General features: G+C 70.4%; 16 protein-coding genes. 8 read left to right on the forward strand and 8 right to left on the reverse strand.

The annotated features are described in order from the left end of the window. Positions 1-277: 277 nt before the first annotated feature. From JOD31_RS12310 to JOD31_RS12320, 3 genes are all read left to right on the forward strand, one after another. On the forward strand, positions 278-1,483 hold the full coding sequence (locus JOD31_RS12310) for an agmatinase family protein (protein WP_204950649.1): 1,206 nt from the start codon (positions 278-280) through the stop codon (positions 1,481-1,483). Between the two features lie 217 nt (positions 1,484-1,700). Next, the gene (locus JOD31_RS12315; RefSeq protein WP_204950650.1) at positions 1,701-2,216 is read left to right on the forward strand and encodes a hypothetical protein; all 516 of its coding nucleotides are present in this window, start codon (positions 1,701-1,703) and stop codon (positions 2,214-2,216) included. A gap of 20 nt (positions 2,217-2,236) precedes the next feature. Continuing rightward, positions 2,237-2,830 carry a HupE/UreJ family protein gene (locus JOD31_RS12320; protein WP_204950651.1) on the forward strand — a complete coding sequence of 198 codons (594 nt, stop codon included), beginning with the start codon at positions 2,237-2,239 and terminating at the stop codon, positions 2,828-2,830. 230 nt (positions 2,831-3,060) lie between these two features. Here JOD31_RS12320 and JOD31_RS12325 read toward each other — a convergent pair whose 3' ends face one another. The 3 genes from JOD31_RS12325 to JOD31_RS12335 all read right to left on the reverse strand — a co-directional run bounded on the left by JOD31_RS12325 (position 3,061) and on the right by JOD31_RS12335 (position 5,730). Then, the gene (locus JOD31_RS12325) at positions 3,061-4,281 is read right to left on the reverse strand and encodes a lytic murein transglycosylase (protein WP_210341488.1); all 1,221 of its coding nucleotides are present in this window, start codon (positions 4,279-4,281) and stop codon (positions 3,061-3,063) included. A gap of 82 nt (positions 4,282-4,363) precedes the next feature. After that, entirely contained in the window at positions 4,364-5,407 is a 1,044-nt protein-coding gene (locus JOD31_RS12330) for a DNA topoisomerase IB (protein ID WP_204950653.1), read from the reverse strand. Further along, positions 5,407-5,730 carry a DUF7218 family protein gene (locus tag JOD31_RS12335; RefSeq protein ID WP_204950654.1) on the reverse strand — a complete coding sequence of 108 codons (324 nt, stop codon included), beginning with the start codon at positions 5,728-5,730 and terminating at the stop codon, positions 5,407-5,409. Before JOD31_RS12335 ends, JOD31_RS12330 begins: the two co-directional genes overlap by 1 nt. A gap of 128 nt (positions 5,731-5,858) precedes the next feature. On the opposite strand from JOD31_RS12335, the gene JOD31_RS12340 reads away from it, so the two are divergent. Further along, on the forward strand, positions 5,859-6,872 hold the full coding sequence (locus JOD31_RS12340; protein WP_204950655.1) for an asparaginase: 1,014 nt from the start codon (positions 5,859-5,861) through the stop codon (positions 6,870-6,872). Between the two features lie 135 nt (positions 6,873-7,007). On the opposite strand, the gene JOD31_RS12345 is transcribed toward JOD31_RS12340, so the two are convergent. After that, entirely contained in the window at positions 7,008-7,850 is an 843-nt protein-coding gene (locus tag JOD31_RS12345; protein WP_204950656.1) for a transporter family protein, read from the reverse strand. A gap of 405 nt (positions 7,851-8,255) precedes the next feature. Then, positions 8,256-9,629, reverse strand: coding sequence for a TIGR03808 family TAT-translocated repetitive protein (locus JOD31_RS12350; protein ID WP_204950657.1), 1,374 nt, complete (start codon positions 9,627-9,629; stop codon positions 8,256-8,258). Positions 9,630-9,733: 104 nt separating this feature from the next. On the opposite strand from JOD31_RS12350, the gene JOD31_RS12355 reads away from it, so the two are divergent. Continuing rightward, the gene (locus tag JOD31_RS12355) at positions 9,734-10,510 is read left to right on the forward strand and encodes a TlyA family RNA methyltransferase (protein ID WP_204950658.1); all 777 of its coding nucleotides are present in this window, start codon (positions 9,734-9,736) and stop codon (positions 10,508-10,510) included. Beyond that, positions 10,507-11,760: a class I SAM-dependent RNA methyltransferase gene (locus JOD31_RS12360; protein WP_204950659.1), complete on the forward strand. Its 1,254-nt coding sequence runs from the start codon at positions 10,507-10,509 to the stop codon at positions 11,758-11,760. The genes JOD31_RS12355 and JOD31_RS12360 overlap by 4 nt, the downstream gene beginning before the upstream one ends. Before the next feature lie 116 nt (positions 11,761-11,876). Here the strand turns inward: JOD31_RS12360 and JOD31_RS12365 are convergent, their stop codons facing one another. Further along, positions 11,877-12,074 (reverse strand): DUF2735 domain-containing protein, encoded by a 198-nt coding sequence (locus JOD31_RS12365; RefSeq protein WP_204950660.1) that lies wholly within the window; start codon positions 12,072-12,074, stop codon positions 11,877-11,879. 536 nt (positions 12,075-12,610) lie between these two features. Here JOD31_RS12365 and JOD31_RS12370 point away from each other — a divergent pair. Together JOD31_RS12370 and JOD31_RS12375 are read left to right on the forward strand one after the other, a co-directional pair. Continuing rightward, on the forward strand, positions 12,611-13,651 hold the full coding sequence (locus JOD31_RS12370) for a glutamine synthetase beta-grasp domain-containing protein (RefSeq protein ID WP_204950661.1): 1,041 nt from the start codon (positions 12,611-12,613) through the stop codon (positions 13,649-13,651). A 296-nt stretch (positions 13,652-13,947) separates the two neighbouring features. Then, entirely contained in the window at positions 13,948-14,295 is a 348-nt protein-coding gene (locus JOD31_RS12375) for a hypothetical protein (RefSeq protein ID WP_204950662.1), read from the forward strand. Positions 14,296-14,515: 220 nt separating this feature from the next. Here JOD31_RS12375 and JOD31_RS12380 read toward each other — a convergent pair whose 3' ends face one another. Further along, complete coding sequence (locus tag JOD31_RS12380) at positions 14,516-15,100, reverse strand: histidine phosphatase family protein (RefSeq protein WP_204950663.1); 585 nt, start codon at positions 15,098-15,100, stop codon at positions 14,516-14,518. Next, positions 15,097-15,912 carry an enoyl-ACP reductase FabI gene (gene fabI, locus JOD31_RS12385; RefSeq protein ID WP_020186062.1) on the reverse strand — a complete coding sequence of 272 codons (816 nt, stop codon included), beginning with the start codon at positions 15,910-15,912 and terminating at the stop codon, positions 15,097-15,099. Before fabI ends, JOD31_RS12380 begins: the two co-directional genes overlap by 4 nt. Positions 15,913-16,037: the final 125 nt, after the last annotated feature.

Consider the following 16,037-nt stretch of genomic DNA (forward strand, 5'->3'; position numbering starts at 1 on the left):
CGAAGCGTGGGGAGGGTGGCCCTTGGCGAAGCCAAGGGTCGGGTGGGGCCTTCGGCGTCGAGCGCAACGCCGCGCCCACCCCACCCGACCCCGCTGTCGCGGGGCCACCCTCCCCTGTCCCAGGGGAGGGATTCCCGCGCTTCATCCTGAACACGCTCCCGGCCCACCGCTCCGCGGCGGCCGGGATGACGCCGACTGTCGCGTTTTACCCGCTGATGACGTTCCCGCGCGCTCAGGCGCCCGGGAAGACGGCCAGCCTTACCCAAGGAGAAGCCGAATGACCTCGACGCCAATGCGCCGCCGCCGCCTCGCAGGGCTGAGCGCCTCGCGCGAACGCCTGCGCCGCCACCATCCCGACTTCACCAAGATGGACACGCAGGGCTGGAAGGCGCTCGACGCCGAAAGCCGCCTGCCGGAGACCATGTGGCGCAAGGAGCAGCAGTGGGCGCTCGACATGGGCCTGCCCGGCGCGGACAGCATCACCGACAAGTCGATCCCGACCTTCGCCCGCGGCGAGCTTCCGCACTTCGCCGGCATCAACACCTTCATGAAGGCGCCCTACGTCGAGAACGTCCGCGACGTCGGCAACTACGACGCCGCGGTGATCGGCATCCCGTTCGACAGCGGCACCACCTACCGCCCGGGCACCCGCTTCGGGCCGCAGGGCGTGCGCCGCATCTCGGCGCTCTACACGCCCTACAACTACGAGATGGGCATCGACCTGCGCGAGCAGATGACGCTGTGCGACGCCGGCGACGTGTTCACGATTCCCGCGAACCTCGAGAAGAGCTTCGACCAGATCACCCGGGGCGTCAGCCACATCGCCTCGTCCGGCGCGCTGCCCATCATGATCGGCGGGGACCACTCGATCGGCTTCCCCTGCGTGCGCGGGATCGCGGACGTCACCTCCAAGCGCATCGGCATCATCCACTTCGACCGGCACATCGACTGCCAGGAGAAGGACCTCGACGAGCGCATGCACACCACGCCCTGGTTCTGGGCGACCAACCTGCCGAACGTGAAGCCCACCAACCTGGTGCAGCTCGGCATCGGCGGCTGGCAGGTGCCGCGCTACGGCGTCAGCGAGGCGCGCAAGCGCGACACCAACGTGCTGACCATCGACGACATCGAGAAGTTCGGCCTCGAGAAGACCGCGGAGATCGCGCTTGAGCTCGCCTGGAAGGACGCCGACGCGGTCTACATCTCCTTCGACGTGGACTGCATCGACTGCGGCTTCGTGCCGGGCACCGGCTGGCCGGAGCCGGGCGGCTTCCTGCCGCGCGAGGCGCTCAAGATCCTCGGCCTCGTCTGCGCGCCGGGCATCTGCGGGCTGGAGGTCGTCGAGGTCTCCCCGCCCTACGACACCTCCGACATCACGGCGCTGTTCGGCACCCGCGTGATCGTGGAGGCGCTCGGCTCGATGGTGGCCCACGGCACGCTCGGCAAGCACAAATCGATCATCGACAAGCCGGTGAGCTTCTGATGGGCGCGCACCGGACATCGCCGGCGGGCTTCGGGACGCGCGCGCGTCTCACCTCTCCCCTGTGGGGAGAGGTCGGCCCGCAGGGCCGGGTGAGGGGGCGCGCGTCATCCGGACAGCCTGCAAGCCCCCTCACCCGCTCGGCTTCGCCTTGCGACCGCTCCCCGCTGGGGAGAGGTGAAGGCGGCAGCCTGATCGAGAGCTGCTGAAGGAGATCGCCATGCACGACGGACATGACCACCCCCACGAGCACATGGGCGGCCACTCCCACAGCCACGCGCACGCCGGCCCCGGCCACAACGCCGGGCCCGGGCGGAACGTGCAGTGGCAGACGCCGCACCTGCCGCACGGCCATGCACCGCAGCCGGAAGACCCGCGGACGACCGACCTCGACCTCGTCGAGGCGGCGTTCGTGGAGGCCTTCTCGGCGGCCTCCGACCCGACGAGCTTCCTGCGCGTCGCCGGCATCCCCTTCGTCGGCGAGGACGAGACGGGCCGGCGCTTCCACCTGCTGCGCGTCGAGGTGGAGGACCGCGTCGACGTCGGCGCCGTCGCTCCGCTTCTGGGCGGCGCGGGCGTGCGCTACGATCCGCTGCCGGCTAAGATGACCTCGCGCCGCCGGGCGCTCGCCTTCCTGTTCCACGACGGCCGCGCCGTCGTCCGCCTCGACTTCGCCGCCGCGCGCGCGCTCAGCGACCGCTCGGCGGCCTCCCGCTTCGACACGCCCTCGGCATGATCCCCTCCGGAGACAGACCCATGCGCCGTTCCCTCCTCCGCGCCGCGCTCGCCGGCGCATCCGTCCTCGCCCCCACGCTCGCGCTCGCCCACCCGGGCCACGGCGACGCCTTCGGCTTCGCGGCGGGCGTCGGCCACCCCGTGGGCGGGCTCGACCACTTGCTCGCCATGGTGATGGTGGGCGTGTTCGCCGCCCAGCTCGGCGGCCGCGCAATGTGGGCCGTGCCGGCCACCTTCGTCGCCGTGATGGCGCTTGGCGGCGGGCTCGGCATGGCGGGCGTCGCGCTGCCCTTCGTCGAGACCGGCATCGCGCTGTCGATCGTGGTGCTCGGCGCCGCCGTCGCGCTCGGCGTCAAGGCGCCCGTCGCCGCCGCCATGGCGCTGGTCGGCGTGTTCGCGACCTTCCACGGCTACGCCCACGGCGCCGAAGCGCCGGAGACCGCGAGCGGAGCGGCCTACGCCGCCGGCTTCCTGCTCGCGACCGCGGCGCTCCATGCGGCGGGCGTCGGCTTCGGCCTGCTCACGGCGAAGCTCTCGGCCGCGAACGGCGGCTTGGTCGCCCGCGCGGCCGGCGGCCTCGCCGCGCTTGCCGGCGTCGTGATCCTGCTGGGCTGAGGTTCAGGGAAACGCCAAACCCGGACGGCGCACGCGCCGTTCGGAGGGACCTCGACAGCGTCCTCAACGACGCCGTCCTCCACGCCGTCAAGGTCCGGCTTGACCGGACCATCCATGTCCAACGATGTGCTAGACGTCGCCGGTGGGTCCTCCGGTCAAGCCGGAGGACGACGGCGCGCTCTATGTCAGGCGGCGGGACGCGCGTGACCGGTCACTAACGCGCCAGCCCCTCAGCCGCCCGAGGCCGCCAGCGCCTGGAGCACCTCGAGCGTGGGGTAGCCGTCTTGGGGAAGGCCGAGCTTGGCCTGCGCCTTCCGCGTCGCCTTGCGGGTGTCGCCGCCGAGCTTGCCGTCGGGCGCGCCCGTGAGAAACCCGTCCTTCGCCAGCAGACGCTGCAACTCGTGCAGTTCCTCGGTCGTCAGCGGCCGCACCGGCGCGGCGCCGATCGAGACCTCTGGCGCGCCGTCGAAGCGGGTGGCGAGATAGGCCGCGGTCGTCGCGTAGATGAACGACTGGTTCCACTTCCGGTAGACGTCGAAATTGTCGTAGGCGAGGAAGGCTGGCCCGTTGCGGCCCATGGGAAGCAGCAGCGCCGCCTTCGACTCGTCCGGCGGCAGCGTCCCGTTGCGCGGCTTCACGCCCCAGCCCGCCCACTGCCCCACGGGGTGCTTGACGTCGATGTCGGCCTCGACCCACGGCATCTCCGCCGGGACGACGACCTCCTGCAGCCACGGCTCGTCGCGCTTCCAGCCCATGTCGGAGAGGTACTTGCCAGCCGACATGATGGCGTCGGGCACGCTGCGCATCAGGTCGCGCTTGCCGTCGCCGTCGCCGTCGACCGCGTCGCGGAGGTAGTCGATGGGCATCATCTGGGTGTGGCCGAGCTCGCCCGCCCAGGCGCCGCGCATGTCGGCAGGCGCGAGATCGCCGCGGTCGACGATCTTGAGCGCCGCGATCAGTTGCGGGCGGAAGAAGTCGGGCCGGCGGCAGTCGTGGGACAGCGTCGCCAGCGCGTTGCGGGTGTCGAACTTGCCGAGATTGGCGCCGTAGTCCGTCTCCAGCCCCCAGAAAGCGGTAATGACCGAGGCCGGGACGCCGTAGTCGGCCCTTACCCGTTCGAACAGCGCCGCGTTCTGCTTGATGACCTGCGGCCCCTTCGTCAGCCGCTGGCCCGCCACCATGCGGCTGGCGAACTGCAGGAAGGTCTGCTGGAACACCGCCTGGCCGCGGTCGAGCGCCAGAACCTTGGGGTCGATCACGACGCCCGCGAGGCCGTCCGCGATCGCGCGCTCCGAGACGCCCTGCGCGCGGGCTTCAGTGCGGACGCCGTCGAGCCAGGCGGCGAAATCCCCGCCGCAGGGGGCGGTCTGGACGGGAGCTGTCTGCGCCAAGGCGCCGCCGCAGGCGACGATCATGGCGAAGGCGCAGGCGCTGCGAAGAAGGTGCGTCATAGGCTCGTCGGCTTCGACTTCGAATGGCGACACATCGACCGAAGGGGCGCGCGGGTCAAGCCGAAGTGGTGGGCGGCGCGCCTCAGCCGCCGGCCTTCATCCGCCGCACGAGCCGCGCAAGCGCCGTCTCCGCCTTGCGCAGGCCGGGCTTCGCCCGCGCGCCCTCATAGGCCTTCTTCAGCGCGCCGGAGGCGAAGGCCTCGACCACCACGGCGTGGACGTAGGACTTGCGCACCACGGCGGGGGTGTTCGCGAGCCGGTCGGAGACGGCGCGCATGACGGCGGCGAGCTGGCGCCGGCGGCCGGTCTCGCTCTGCGCGGGCGCGACCTCGAACAGCTGCTCGGCCGCCGCGGCGCTGGCGCCCAGCATGCGCAGGTCCTTCGCCGTTACCGGCAGGCCGGTGACCTCGCGCAGGTACGCGTTGACGTCGACGGACGTGATCCGCCGGACCTTGCCGTCGGCGTCGCGGTACTGGAACAGCCGCCGCCCCGGCAGCGAGCCGACGCGGCCGAGCGCGCGGGCGAGCCGGCCTGAGCGGATGCGGGCGGCGACGTCCTTGCCGCCCTTGCCGCGGAAGGCGAGCTCCACAGTCTCGCCCGTCACCGTCACGTGCCGCTTCAGCAGCGTGGAGGCGCCATGCGCCTTGTTGGAGCGGACGTAGGATTCCGACCCCACCCGAATGTGGGTTTCGTCGATCAGCGCCACCGCGCTCGCGAGCGCCTTGGTCTTGCTGAGCTTCGGGCTCGCCATGTCGCGGGCCAACGCGCGGCGCAGCTTCGGCAGCGACTCGATCACCTTGTCGAGCCGCTCCACCTTGCGCGTCTCGCGCACCACGTCCCAATCGGGATGGTAGCGGTACTGCGTCCGGCCGGCCTCGTCGCGGCCGACGGCCTGGAGGTGCCGGTTCGCCTGCGCCGCGATGCGGACCTCCTCATAGGCCGGCGGGATCGCGAGCGAACGGATTCGGGCGAGCGTCGCCTCGTCCGCCACGCGCTTGCCCCGGCCGTCGAGATAGGTGAACCCCGTCCCGGCGCGGCGTCGGACGATCGAGAGATCGCGCGCCGCCGTCAGCTTGAGGCCGGCTTCCTTCGCGAGCGTTTCGAGCGCGACCTCGTCGTCGGCCATCAGTGCGACCGCAGCGCGTGGATGAGATCGCCCTTGGACGCCTTCGAGAGGCCCGAGAGCCCGATCTCCTTGGCCTTGCCGTAGAGCTCGTTGCGGCTCCACTCCTCGTAGTCCGGCGTCTTGCCGCCCTTGTGCGACGGCGACTTCGGCCCCGTGTCGCCGTACTTCGCCTTGGCGTTGGCGATGCGCGCCGCCTTCTCCTTGCTGGCCCCCTGCTCCCGCAGCGCCTCGTAGACCTCGGCGTTCTTGATGGAGGGGTTTTCGTCAGCCGGCGGGCGGGACGCCTTGCTCCCCGCCTTGGCCTTTGTCTGCTTCGCAGCCATGATCGGCTCCTCGTGGATGCGCCTATTTCAGCGGTCTCTCGCCGTGCGGCGCCGAACGTGCTGTGTGAACACGCCACCCTCGGGCCCGGTTCCTGCCCCGCGATCCATCTTTCAACCAAAGGCCCCGCATGACCGCTTCCGCTTTGCTCGCCGAGGTGACGCGGGGCGTCGCCGTGGAGAGCCGTCACTATGGCGCGCTCGCCGTCTCCGACGCTTCGGGCCGCCTGCTGCTGGCACTGGGCGACGTCGAGCGGCCGGTCTTCGGCCGCTCCGCGGTCAAGGCGCTGCAGGCGCTGCCCCTGGTGGAGAGCGGTGGGGCGGAGCGCTTCGGCTTCAGCGACCGCGAACTGGCGCTCGCCTGCGCCTCCCACGGTGGCGAGCCGGAGCATGTGGAGACCGCCGCGGGCGCCCTCGCACGCCTGGGTCTCGGCGTGGAGACGCTGGAATGCGGCGCGCACTGGCCGACGAACGACGCCGCGGCGCGGGCGCTCGCCGCGAGCGGCGCAGGGCCGATCGCGCTTCACAACAACTGCTCCGGCAAGCACGCGGGCTTCCTCTGCCTCGCCTGCGCCATGGAGACGGACCCCGCGGGCTACGTCGAAGCGGAGCACCCCGTGCAGCGGGAGGTGACGGCGGCGCTCGAGGGCGCGTTCGGGCTGTCGCTGGCGGACGCCGCCTTCGGGATCGACGGCTGCGGCATCCCCACCTACGCGGCGCCGCTGGCGTCGATCGCGCGCGCCTTCGCCCGCTTCGGTTCGGGCGAGGGATTCGGACCCGAGCGCGCCCGCGCGGCGCGGCGGCTGCAGCAGGCGGGCTGGTCCGCGCCGTTCGAGATCGCGGGCACGGGCCGCTTCGACACCGAGGCGATGCAGGTGCTGAACGGACGCGCCTTCGTGAAGATGGGCGCCGAGGGCGTGCACGCCGGAGCGCTGCCGGGGCTCGGGCTGGGCGTCGCCATCAAGATCGACGACGGCGCGACCCGCGGGGCGGAAGCCGCGATGGCGGCGGTGCTCGCGCGCTTTCTCAGGCCGGAGGGCGACGCCGCAACGTGGCTGGCGTCGCGCGAGCGTCGTTCGCTCAGGAACTGGGCCGGCGCCGAGGTCGGCGAGGTCCGCGCGGCGGGCGAGCTGGCGGGCGGCTGACGGAACGTTTTCCGACGCCCGCGCTCCGCGGCCGGTTTCAAACGGCTGCAAACGAACGTGCGTCGTCGCAAACGAAAACGGGGAGCGCCGAAGCGCTCCCCGTCCCGAACAGTCCGAAAGGACCGAAGACTTTGCTCAGTACTTGGTGACGAGCGGGGTCATCGGGGTCTCGGGGGTCCACAGCGGCACGATCAGACGGACCCAGCCGCGCGTGTCGTCGTCGGAGTTCTTGGAGTAGATGCTGGTCGTCAGCGCGGCCTGGGCGATCACCGGACCGAAGTTGTAGCCGACGAGCGGACCGACGGCGAAGCCCTCGACCTTGCCGCCGTTCAGGCGCCGGTCACGACGGGAGACGTCATACTGGGTCGAGCCGAAGCCGATCGCGCCGATTTCCCACTTGCCGAAGGTCTTGGTGGCCGTGAGGTCCAGGTTGAAGCCGTCGCGGACGTCGTTGTCCTTGATGCCCCAGATCAGGTTGGCGGTCAGGTTCCAGCCGTCGGCCGTGTAGCTGATCGCGAAGTCCTGACGCCAGGTGGTGGCGTGAACGCGGATGTTCTTATCGCCGGCGTTGAAGTAGACGCCCGAGAGGTAGCTGACGCCGAAGCCGTTGCCGAGGTCGAAGGCGACCTTGGCGGCCAGGAAGGGGTTGTAGAGGCCAGCGTCGTCAAAGGCGGCGCCGGGGCCGTCGTTGTGGATCATCGGCAGCGCGCCGAGCAGCTGGAAGTTCGCGCCGAGCGGATGCCACGGGGTCGACCAGGCAATGACCGGAATGTTGACGCCGCTGCGCGTGTCTCCGCCGCGGGTGTCGGTGACGCCCCAGTCGAGCGTGTTCACGAAGTACACGCCTTCCGGGAGGGGGGCGCCCATCGCGAGGCCGGCGGTCTCGCCCGGCTGGGCCGTGGCGTTCGCATACGCCGCAGTAGCGGAGGCGCTCAGCGCGAGAGCGCCGGCAGCCGCAATCTTGATCACGTTCTTCATTTCGATCTTTTCCTCCGATCGACGCGTTGCTCACGCGTCGCCCTACCCGAGCTCTTTCGTTTGCGCTTTCGACTGGGTTTCTAAACGCCCCGAAATCGAAACCCGCCGAAAGTCGATACTTAAAGCGGAACAGCGTCGGTGAGTCGACGCCGTCACCAGCAGAGGACAGTTTTTCCTCGACGAATGCTAGAGGAACAGCGGCTCTCGACACCGATCTGCAGGCGGTGTCTCCGAAATGTCGCATCCTCGCCACCCGCCGCCACGATTCACCTTGGGCGATGCCGCATTGCGGCGAACAACGCGAGTTTTGTGCAAATTCTAAAAACTTCAAACGGTTACGTGATCGGGCGCCCGGAATTCGGGCGCCGCTGAGCACCGACTGGGCGCTCGAAGGTTAACGAAAGATTAACGGACGGTGTTCTGCCCCACCGTCAGCGCGGGCAGGCCGCCAGACCCGCCGACGCCAAGTTCCGGCGTGGCGATCTCAGTCCAGCGGTATCCGAGAACCGCGCCCCGCCGGGATCCGGTGATCGTGTTGCCGACGATCGTCGCCGCGCCGACGCCGTCGACGACGGAAACGCCGATTCCCACCTCGCAACTCCGCACCACATTACCACTGATGCTGACGTCCCGAAGGTAGGGACCCCACCCGGCGTGGATCCCGAAACTCGGCGCGCCCTCGATCACGTTGCCGGTGACCGCGACGTCGGCTTCGACGCCGATCCCCTGGCCGTAGCTGTCGCCGGGCCCGTCGAGCTTCTTGCGTCGAAAGAGGTTGCGCACGACGTTGCCGACGATCGCGCCGAGGCGGCCGCCCTCGTTGAAGTTCGCCACTGAGATGCCGTTCGCGGCGCCGTCCACGAGGTTGCCGGAGATGACCGCGCCGGCGAAGCCGAACTCGGCGTAGAGCGCGGTCTCCCCGCAATCGAGGCACATGTTGTCGGCGATCTGCACGTCGTCCGATTCGTGCGCCCGCACAGCGGTGAAGGCGGACCGCCGGATGGCGTTGCCCGACACGATCACGCCGCTCGCCTTGGAAAGGTTCACGGCGTTTCCGTTCCAGCCGAGACCGCCGTCGAGCGCGCCGGTGCCCTCGATTCGGTTCCGCGACACGATCGAGCCGTCCTCGCCCTTGGCCGAGCGGCGGATCACCACCCCGTTGTTGCGGCAGCCTCGGATCAGGTTGTCGGTCACGGTCAGCCCGCGCCCGTCCAGGGCGAACAGCGCCGCATGCCGGGCGTTCTCGACCCGGCTCGCCCGCACGACGCCGCCCGAGCGCAGCATGACGATCCCGGAGCCGCCGGCGTCGACCACCGCGACCTCGTCCAGAAGCGCGGCGGCGACGTCCTCGAACTGGACGACGCCGAGCTGCGGCTCTCCGGGAATGTTCCCGCCGTCGAGCGCCAGTCCGCGCAGCGCGACCCGCGCGGCGCCGCGCGCGACCAGCAGCGGCCCGGGCTCGCTCAGCTCGAGCCGGGTGGCCTCGGGCGCGCCTATAAAGGTGGCTCCGTCCGGCAGGCTGAGCCGCGCCGCGCGGTAGACGCCGGGACCCAGGGCGAGCGGCCGTCCCTCGCGGACGGCCCGGGTGAGCGCGCGGGCGAGCGCGCGCGTCTGGTCGCCGTCGCCGGGCTTGACGCCCATCGTCGCCGCGTCGAGCGCGCCCGGCAGGGCGTCGGCGAAGCTCGGCGCGAGGCCGGCGGCGGCCGCGCCGGCGATACCGCCGAGGAGCCGGCGTCGATCGATCTGGCGCTCGTCGGGAGCGGAACCTCCTGTCGGCATGCGGCGTCTCCATGGGGCGTCGGCCATACGATCCGCCTCACGATGCCGGACGCCGCGTTAAACTCACGTGTCGTGTGGGCGCGGCTTTGCTAAAGACTGCGCCGATGCCCCCTTCGCCCTCCGCCTCTCCCCGCCGCCGCGCCGACCTGCTTCTGGTCGAGCGCGGCCTGTTCGAAAGCCGCGCGAAGGCGCAGGCCGCGATCGCGGCCGGCGGCGTCGTGGCGGACGGCGTCGCCGTCGCGCGCGCCTCGGACATGCTGGCCCCTGACGCTGCGATCGCGGCGGAGCCCGCCCACCCCTACGTCTCGCGCGGCGGCGTGAAGCTCGCCCATGCGCTCGATGTCTTCGCGCTCGACGTGGACGGCCTGCACGCGCTGGACGTCGGCGCCTCCACCGGCGGGTTCTCCGAGGTGCTGCTCGCCCGCGGCGCGGCGCACGTCACCGCCGTCGACGTCGGGCGGGACCAGCTGCATCCCCGCCTGCGGGGCCATCCGCGGCTGACGAGCTTCGAAAGCCTCGACATCCGCGCGCTCGACGCGGGCGCCCTGCCCCAGCCGCCCCAGCTCGTCGTCATGGACGTGAGCTTCGCGCCGCTAGCGGTCGTCCTGCCGGCGGCGCTCGCGCTCGCGGCCCCGGCGGTGACGCTGGTCGCGCTGGTGAAGCCGCAGTTCGAGGCGGGGAAGAAGGACATCGGCAAGGGCGGCGTGGTGAAGGACGAGGCGGCGCGCCGGCGCGTGGTCGAGGCCGCTGAGGCTCTGGTCCGCGGGCTGGGGCTAAACGTGCGCGGCGTCGTCCCCTCCCCGATCGCCGGCGGCGACGGCAATGTGGAGTATCTGCTGGCGGCGGGCCGCGATCCCGGCGCGGGGGGAAGCCGACCATGAGCGAGCCCGCCCGGGTCCAGACCCTCGCCGTCGCCCGCCTCGGCCACCGCGGCGACGGCGTGGCCGAGACGCCCGAGGGCGCGGTGTTCGTCGGCCGCGCGCTCGGCGGCGAAACCGTCGAGGTCGAGCGGCGAGGCGAACGCGGCCGCCTGCTGCGTGTGATCGAGGCCTCCCCCGACCGCGTCGAAGCCTACTGCCCCGAGGTTCCCCGCTGCGGCGGCTGCGCGATCCAGGAGTTCGCCCAGCCCGCGGCGCTCGCCTGGAAGCGCGGGCTGCTGATCGACGCGTTCCTGCGCGAGGGGCTCGACGTGGCGGAGCGGGTGGCGCCGACGCTGGACGCCCACGGCGCCGGGCGGCGGCGCGCCACCTTCCACGCCCGGGCCGACGCCACGGGCCGCATTCATGTGGGCTTCGCGGAGGCGCGCAGCCACGCGATCACGCCGATCGCCGCCTGCCCGCTGCTCGCGCCCTCGCTCGCCCGCGCGCTGCCCGTCGCCCGCGCGGTCGCGGCCGCGCTGTCCTCCCGCAAGAAGCCGCTCGACATCGTCACCACGGGCACGAGCGGCGGGCTCGACGTCGACGTCCGCGGCTCCGGTCCGCCGCCCGAGGCGCTGCGTCTCAAGCTCGTCGCGCTGGCCGAAAGCCTCGATCTGGCGCGGCTCGCGATCCACGGCGACGTCGTCGTCGAGCGCCGGCGGCCGGAGATCGCGATGGGCCGCGCGCTGGTGGCACCGCCGCCCGGCGCCTTCCTGCAGGCGACCGCGGAGGGCGAAGCCATTCTCGCCGCCCTGGTGACGGACGCCGTCGGCAAGGCGAAGCGGGTGGCCGACCTGTTCTCGGGCGTCGGCACCTTCGCGCTCAGGCTCGCCGAGGCGGCCGAGGTTCACGCCGTCGAAAGCGGCCGAGAGGCGATCGCCGCGCTGGAGGCTGCGGCGCGCCGCGCCTCAGGCCTGAAGCGTCTGACGACCGAGGCGCGCGACCTGTTCCGGCGCCCCTTGCTGGCGGCGGAGCTCGCCCGCTTCGACGCCGTCGCGTTCGATCCGCCGCGGGCGGGCGCCGAGGCCCAGGCGCGGATGCTGGCGGAGTCGAAGGTTCAGAAGGTGATCGCGGTGTCGTGCAGCGTGGCGACGCTCGCCCGCGACGCGGCCATCCTGACGCGCGGCGGCTACGCGCTGGAGCGCGTCACGCCGGTCGACCAGTTCAGGCATTCCGCGCACGTGGAGGCGGTGGCGACGTTCACGCGCCGCTGATCGCGACGGATCCTGACGGCGGCCATGAAAAAGGGCCGGAACGCTGAAGCGCCGGCCCTTTCAATCGCAATTCGTGAGGTGCGGATCGACGCTGGAAGCATCGTATCCGTCGGAGATCAACTCTTCCGTCCCTTCTGGGCGTCCTGAACCGCTTCGTCGTGGTACCAGGCCCCGGTCTGCACGACGGGAGCCTGCGCGGCGAGACGCATCTCGGCGGCGAACTGCGCCTTCCGGCGCGCGTCCGCGGACGCCATGTGGCTCTGGGGGAACGCGTAGATCTTGGCGGTCGGCTGCGGGTGGTGAGCCGGTGTCATTGAGAAAACCCTTTCGTCCTCTGCGCGAGCCGCGCGGCTCGCTTCGTCTTTCAATATGGGAAGACTGAGTAGTTTTTGATCGGTTTGCCTAGTAAAAAAGCAGAAATTGGCTAAACTATCAGCATGCACGCTTCAGCCGCGCTTTTTGCCGCGGCTCGCCCACTCCGCACGCACGCACATTAGGCAGGCGCGCGCCATGCGGACCGGAGGGGTTGACAGCCGCGCCCGCCGCACGCTCCGGCGAAGCCGTCCTGACAGGGGCGCGGCCCGCCGTCGCCCCGCACCATCCGCCAAGGCCTTGATTCCAGAAGCGCTTCGCCGGGGACGCCATCGCCCGTCGGCTGCGCGCGGCGCGCCTTGCGCAAGCTGAGATGGCGCGGAAGCCCGGGACGCCCAGCCCGCCCCGAGACCCCGCCTCGTTAACTGGCATGTTTAATGCTTTTGCAGAGTGCGGTCGTCGACGTCTGCGTCGGCGGGCGACCGGCCGCGCCGAGATTCTGGACCCCTCGCGTCATACGCTTTCTGAGAGGCTCGAAATGACGAAGTTTAAGCTCGAGTACATCTGGCTCGACGGCTACACCCCGGTGCCGAACCTCCGCGGCAAGACCCAGATCAAGGAGTTCGACTCCTTCCCGACTCTCGAGCAGCTGCCGCTTTGGGGCTTCGACGGCTCGTCCACGCTGCAGGCCGAGGGGCACTCGTCCGACTGCGTGCTGAAGCCGATCCGGCACTTCGTCGACCCGGCCCGCACCAACGGCGTGCTGGTGCTCTGCGAAGTCATGATGCCGGACGGCGTCACCCCGCACTCGACCAACAAGCGCGCCACCATCCTCGACGACGACGGCGCCTGGTTCGGCTTCGAGCAGGAGTACTTCTTCTACCAGGACGGCCGCCCGCTCGGCTTCCCCGAGCAGGGCTACCCCGCCCCGCAGGGTCCGTACTACTGCGGCGTCGGCTCCTCGAACGTCGGCCCGCTCGCCCGCAAGATCGTCGAGGAGCACCTCGACCTCTGCCTCGAGGCCGGCATCAACCACGAGGGCATCAACGCGGAAGTCGCGAAGGGCCAGTGGGAGTTCCAGATCTTCGGCAAGGGCTCCAAGAAGGCCGCCGACGAGATGTGGATGGCGCGCTACCTGCTGCAGCGCCTCTGCGAGACCTATGAGATCGACATCGAGTATCACTGCAAGCCGCTCGGCGACACCGACTGGAACGGCTCGGGCATGCACTGCAACTTCTCGACCGAGTACCTGCGCACGGTCGGCGGCAAGGACTACTTCGAAGCGCTGATGGCGGCCTTCGACAAGAACCTGATGGACCACATCGCCGTCTACGGCCCGGACAACGACAAGCGTCTCACGGGCAAGCACGAGACCGCGCCGTGGAACAAGTTCAGCTACGGCGTGGCCGACCGCGGCGCGTCGATCCGCGTGCCGCACTCCTTCGTCAAGAACGACTACAAGGGCTACCTCGAGGATCGTCGCCCGAACTCGCAGGGCGACCCCTACCAGATCGCTTCGCAGGTGCTGAAGACGATCTCGGAAGTCCCGACCGCCAAGTCCGCCGCCGCCGCGGCCTGATCGGCTCCGTCCGGCCGGGACGTCAGCGTCCCGGCCGGACCTTCCGCTCTTTCGAACGCCGACGGGCCCCGCCCGTCGGCGTTGGTCGTTCTGGGGTGCGGATGGAGCGAGAACCAGCGGGGCTCAGGTCGGCGCGCTAGGCGCTTCAGCGCTTTGGGGCGCATGAAGAGCAAACCGCGCTTGCGAAACGTCCAAAAGCAGGCTCACCAACGCTCTGGGCAATTGCGAAGTTTTACTGTGCAATCGAGACTAGGTCGTCTGATTCATCGCACGCTGAGAAATTGGGGGAAGAGCGCATGAAGCTTGTTGAAGCGGCGGGCATCGCCGCTTGCGTCCTGTTGTTGGGGGGATGCGCAACGACCGTCGATCCTAAAACGTTCGCAGCGGGACGCGAGGTCTTGATCGGGAGTCCTGCGGCCGTGCGACATGTCACGGCCGATTGCGCCGCCAAGGTACGCCGCAACCCGCAGCTCCATCAATCCATCAACCTTTTGGTGAGTTTGCCCCCCGATCGCTCGCCTGATGTCTTCTGCGAACGCTTCATAAAGGCCTACCGCGACGGCAGGATCACCTATGAGAAATACTTGGAGAGTTCGAAAAAGATCGTAGATCCGGATTTAGTCCGGATAGCGCAAGGCCGTTAGTCGCCCGCGTTCAATGTCGAAGCGGCGGGGGCAGGCTCATTGACGGTGCGCCGAGGCCGGCATGGTCGCTGCCCCGCCGCGCAAAGCCCGATCCGCTCAGGATCGATCACCCGTCATGCCCGCGACTTAGCCCAGGTATCCACGACTTGTGCGCAAGCGCTTGACTGCCAAGTCGTGGATACCCGGCTTCGCCCGGCATGACGCCGCGCCCCGACGCGCCTTACGACGTCCAGCGCCAGCCGGCGTCGTCGAACACGATCGCGCGGCCCTGCACGATCGCCATGTCGGGCACGGCCGCGCGGTCGACGCCGCCCCTCAGCGCCAGCAGCACGCGCGAGACGCCGCCGTGGGCGACGAGCACGGTCGGCCCGTCGAGCCCGTCGACGGCTTCACCGACCCGCAGCGACAGGTCCGCGTAGCTCTCGCCCTCGGGCGGGCGGAAGTCCCAGATGGCCTTCGTGCGGCGGGCGACGCTCGCCGGGTCGCGTCGCTTGAGCTCGCGGAAGGTCGCGCCCTCCCATGTCCCGAACGAGAGCTCCTTCAGGCGTGGATCGCGGTCGAAGGCGTCGGGGTCGAGCCCGAGAACGGCCCGCAGGCGCCGCATGGTCTCGGAGGCGCGCGACAGCGGGCTCGCGACGAAGCGGTAGCCCGCGGCGTCGCCGAGCGCCGCCTTCAGCGTGCGGCCGACGGCGTCCGCCTGGTCGCGGCCGCGGCCGTTCAGCGGAATGTCGGTCTGGCCCTGCAGCCGGCCCTCGGCGTTCCAGTCGGTCTCGCCGTGGCGGACGACGACGAGCGGAGCCGTCACCCCGCGACCGACATGTCCGGCGCGTCTGGGTTCTTCATGCCGACGATGTGGTAGCCCGCGTCGACGTGGTGCACTTCGCCGGTCACGCCGCGGCCCATGTCGGACAGCAGGTAGAGCGCCGAGTCGCCCACCTCCTCGATGGAGACGGTGCGACGCAGCGGCGCGTTGTACTCGTTCCACTTCAGGATGTAGCGGAAGTCGCCGATGCCGGACGCGGCCAGCGTCTTGATCGGGCCGGCGGAGATCGCGTTGACGCGGATGCCGCCCGGGCCGAGGTCGGCCGCGAGGTAGCGCACGGAGGCCTCCAGCGCGGCCTTCGCGACGCCCATGACGTTGTAGTGCGGCATCCACTTCTCGGCGCCGTAGTAGGTCAGCGTCAGGATCGAGCCGCCGTTCCCCATCAGCTTCTCCGCCCGCTGCGCGACGGCGGTGAGCGAATAGCAGGAGATGAACATGGTCTTGTGGAAGTTCTCGGCGGTGGTCTCGACGTAGCGGCCGTCGAGCTGGTCCTTGTCCGAGAAGGCGATGGCGTGGACCACGAAGTCGAGCCCGCCCATCAGCTCGCCGGTCTTCTCGAACACGGCGTCGATGCTCGCGGGGTCGGTCACGTCGCAGTGGCCGACGACATGCGCGTCCAGTTCCGCCGCCAGCGGCTCCACGCGCTTCTTCAGCGCGTCGCCCTGGTAGGTGAAGGCGAGCTTCGCCCCGGCCTTCGCCGCGGCCTTGGCGATCCCCCAGGCGATGGATCGGTTGTTCGCGACGCCCATCACGAGGCCTCGCTTGCCGGCCATCAAGCCTTGGACATCGGTCATGAAAACACCCTCACAGCGCGCGTTATCGCGGAATTCGCCCGCTATGGCATAGGGCCTCAAGGCCTTCAAGCCGCAGCGGTCGCCCGTTCATCACAGCGCGTTTCATTTCGCGCCCGCTCGCGCCG

It is taken from the genome of Methylopila capsulata, assembly GCF_016907975.1.
Lineage (GTDB): Bacteria > Pseudomonadota > Alphaproteobacteria > Rhizobiales > Methylopilaceae > Methylopila > Methylopila capsulata.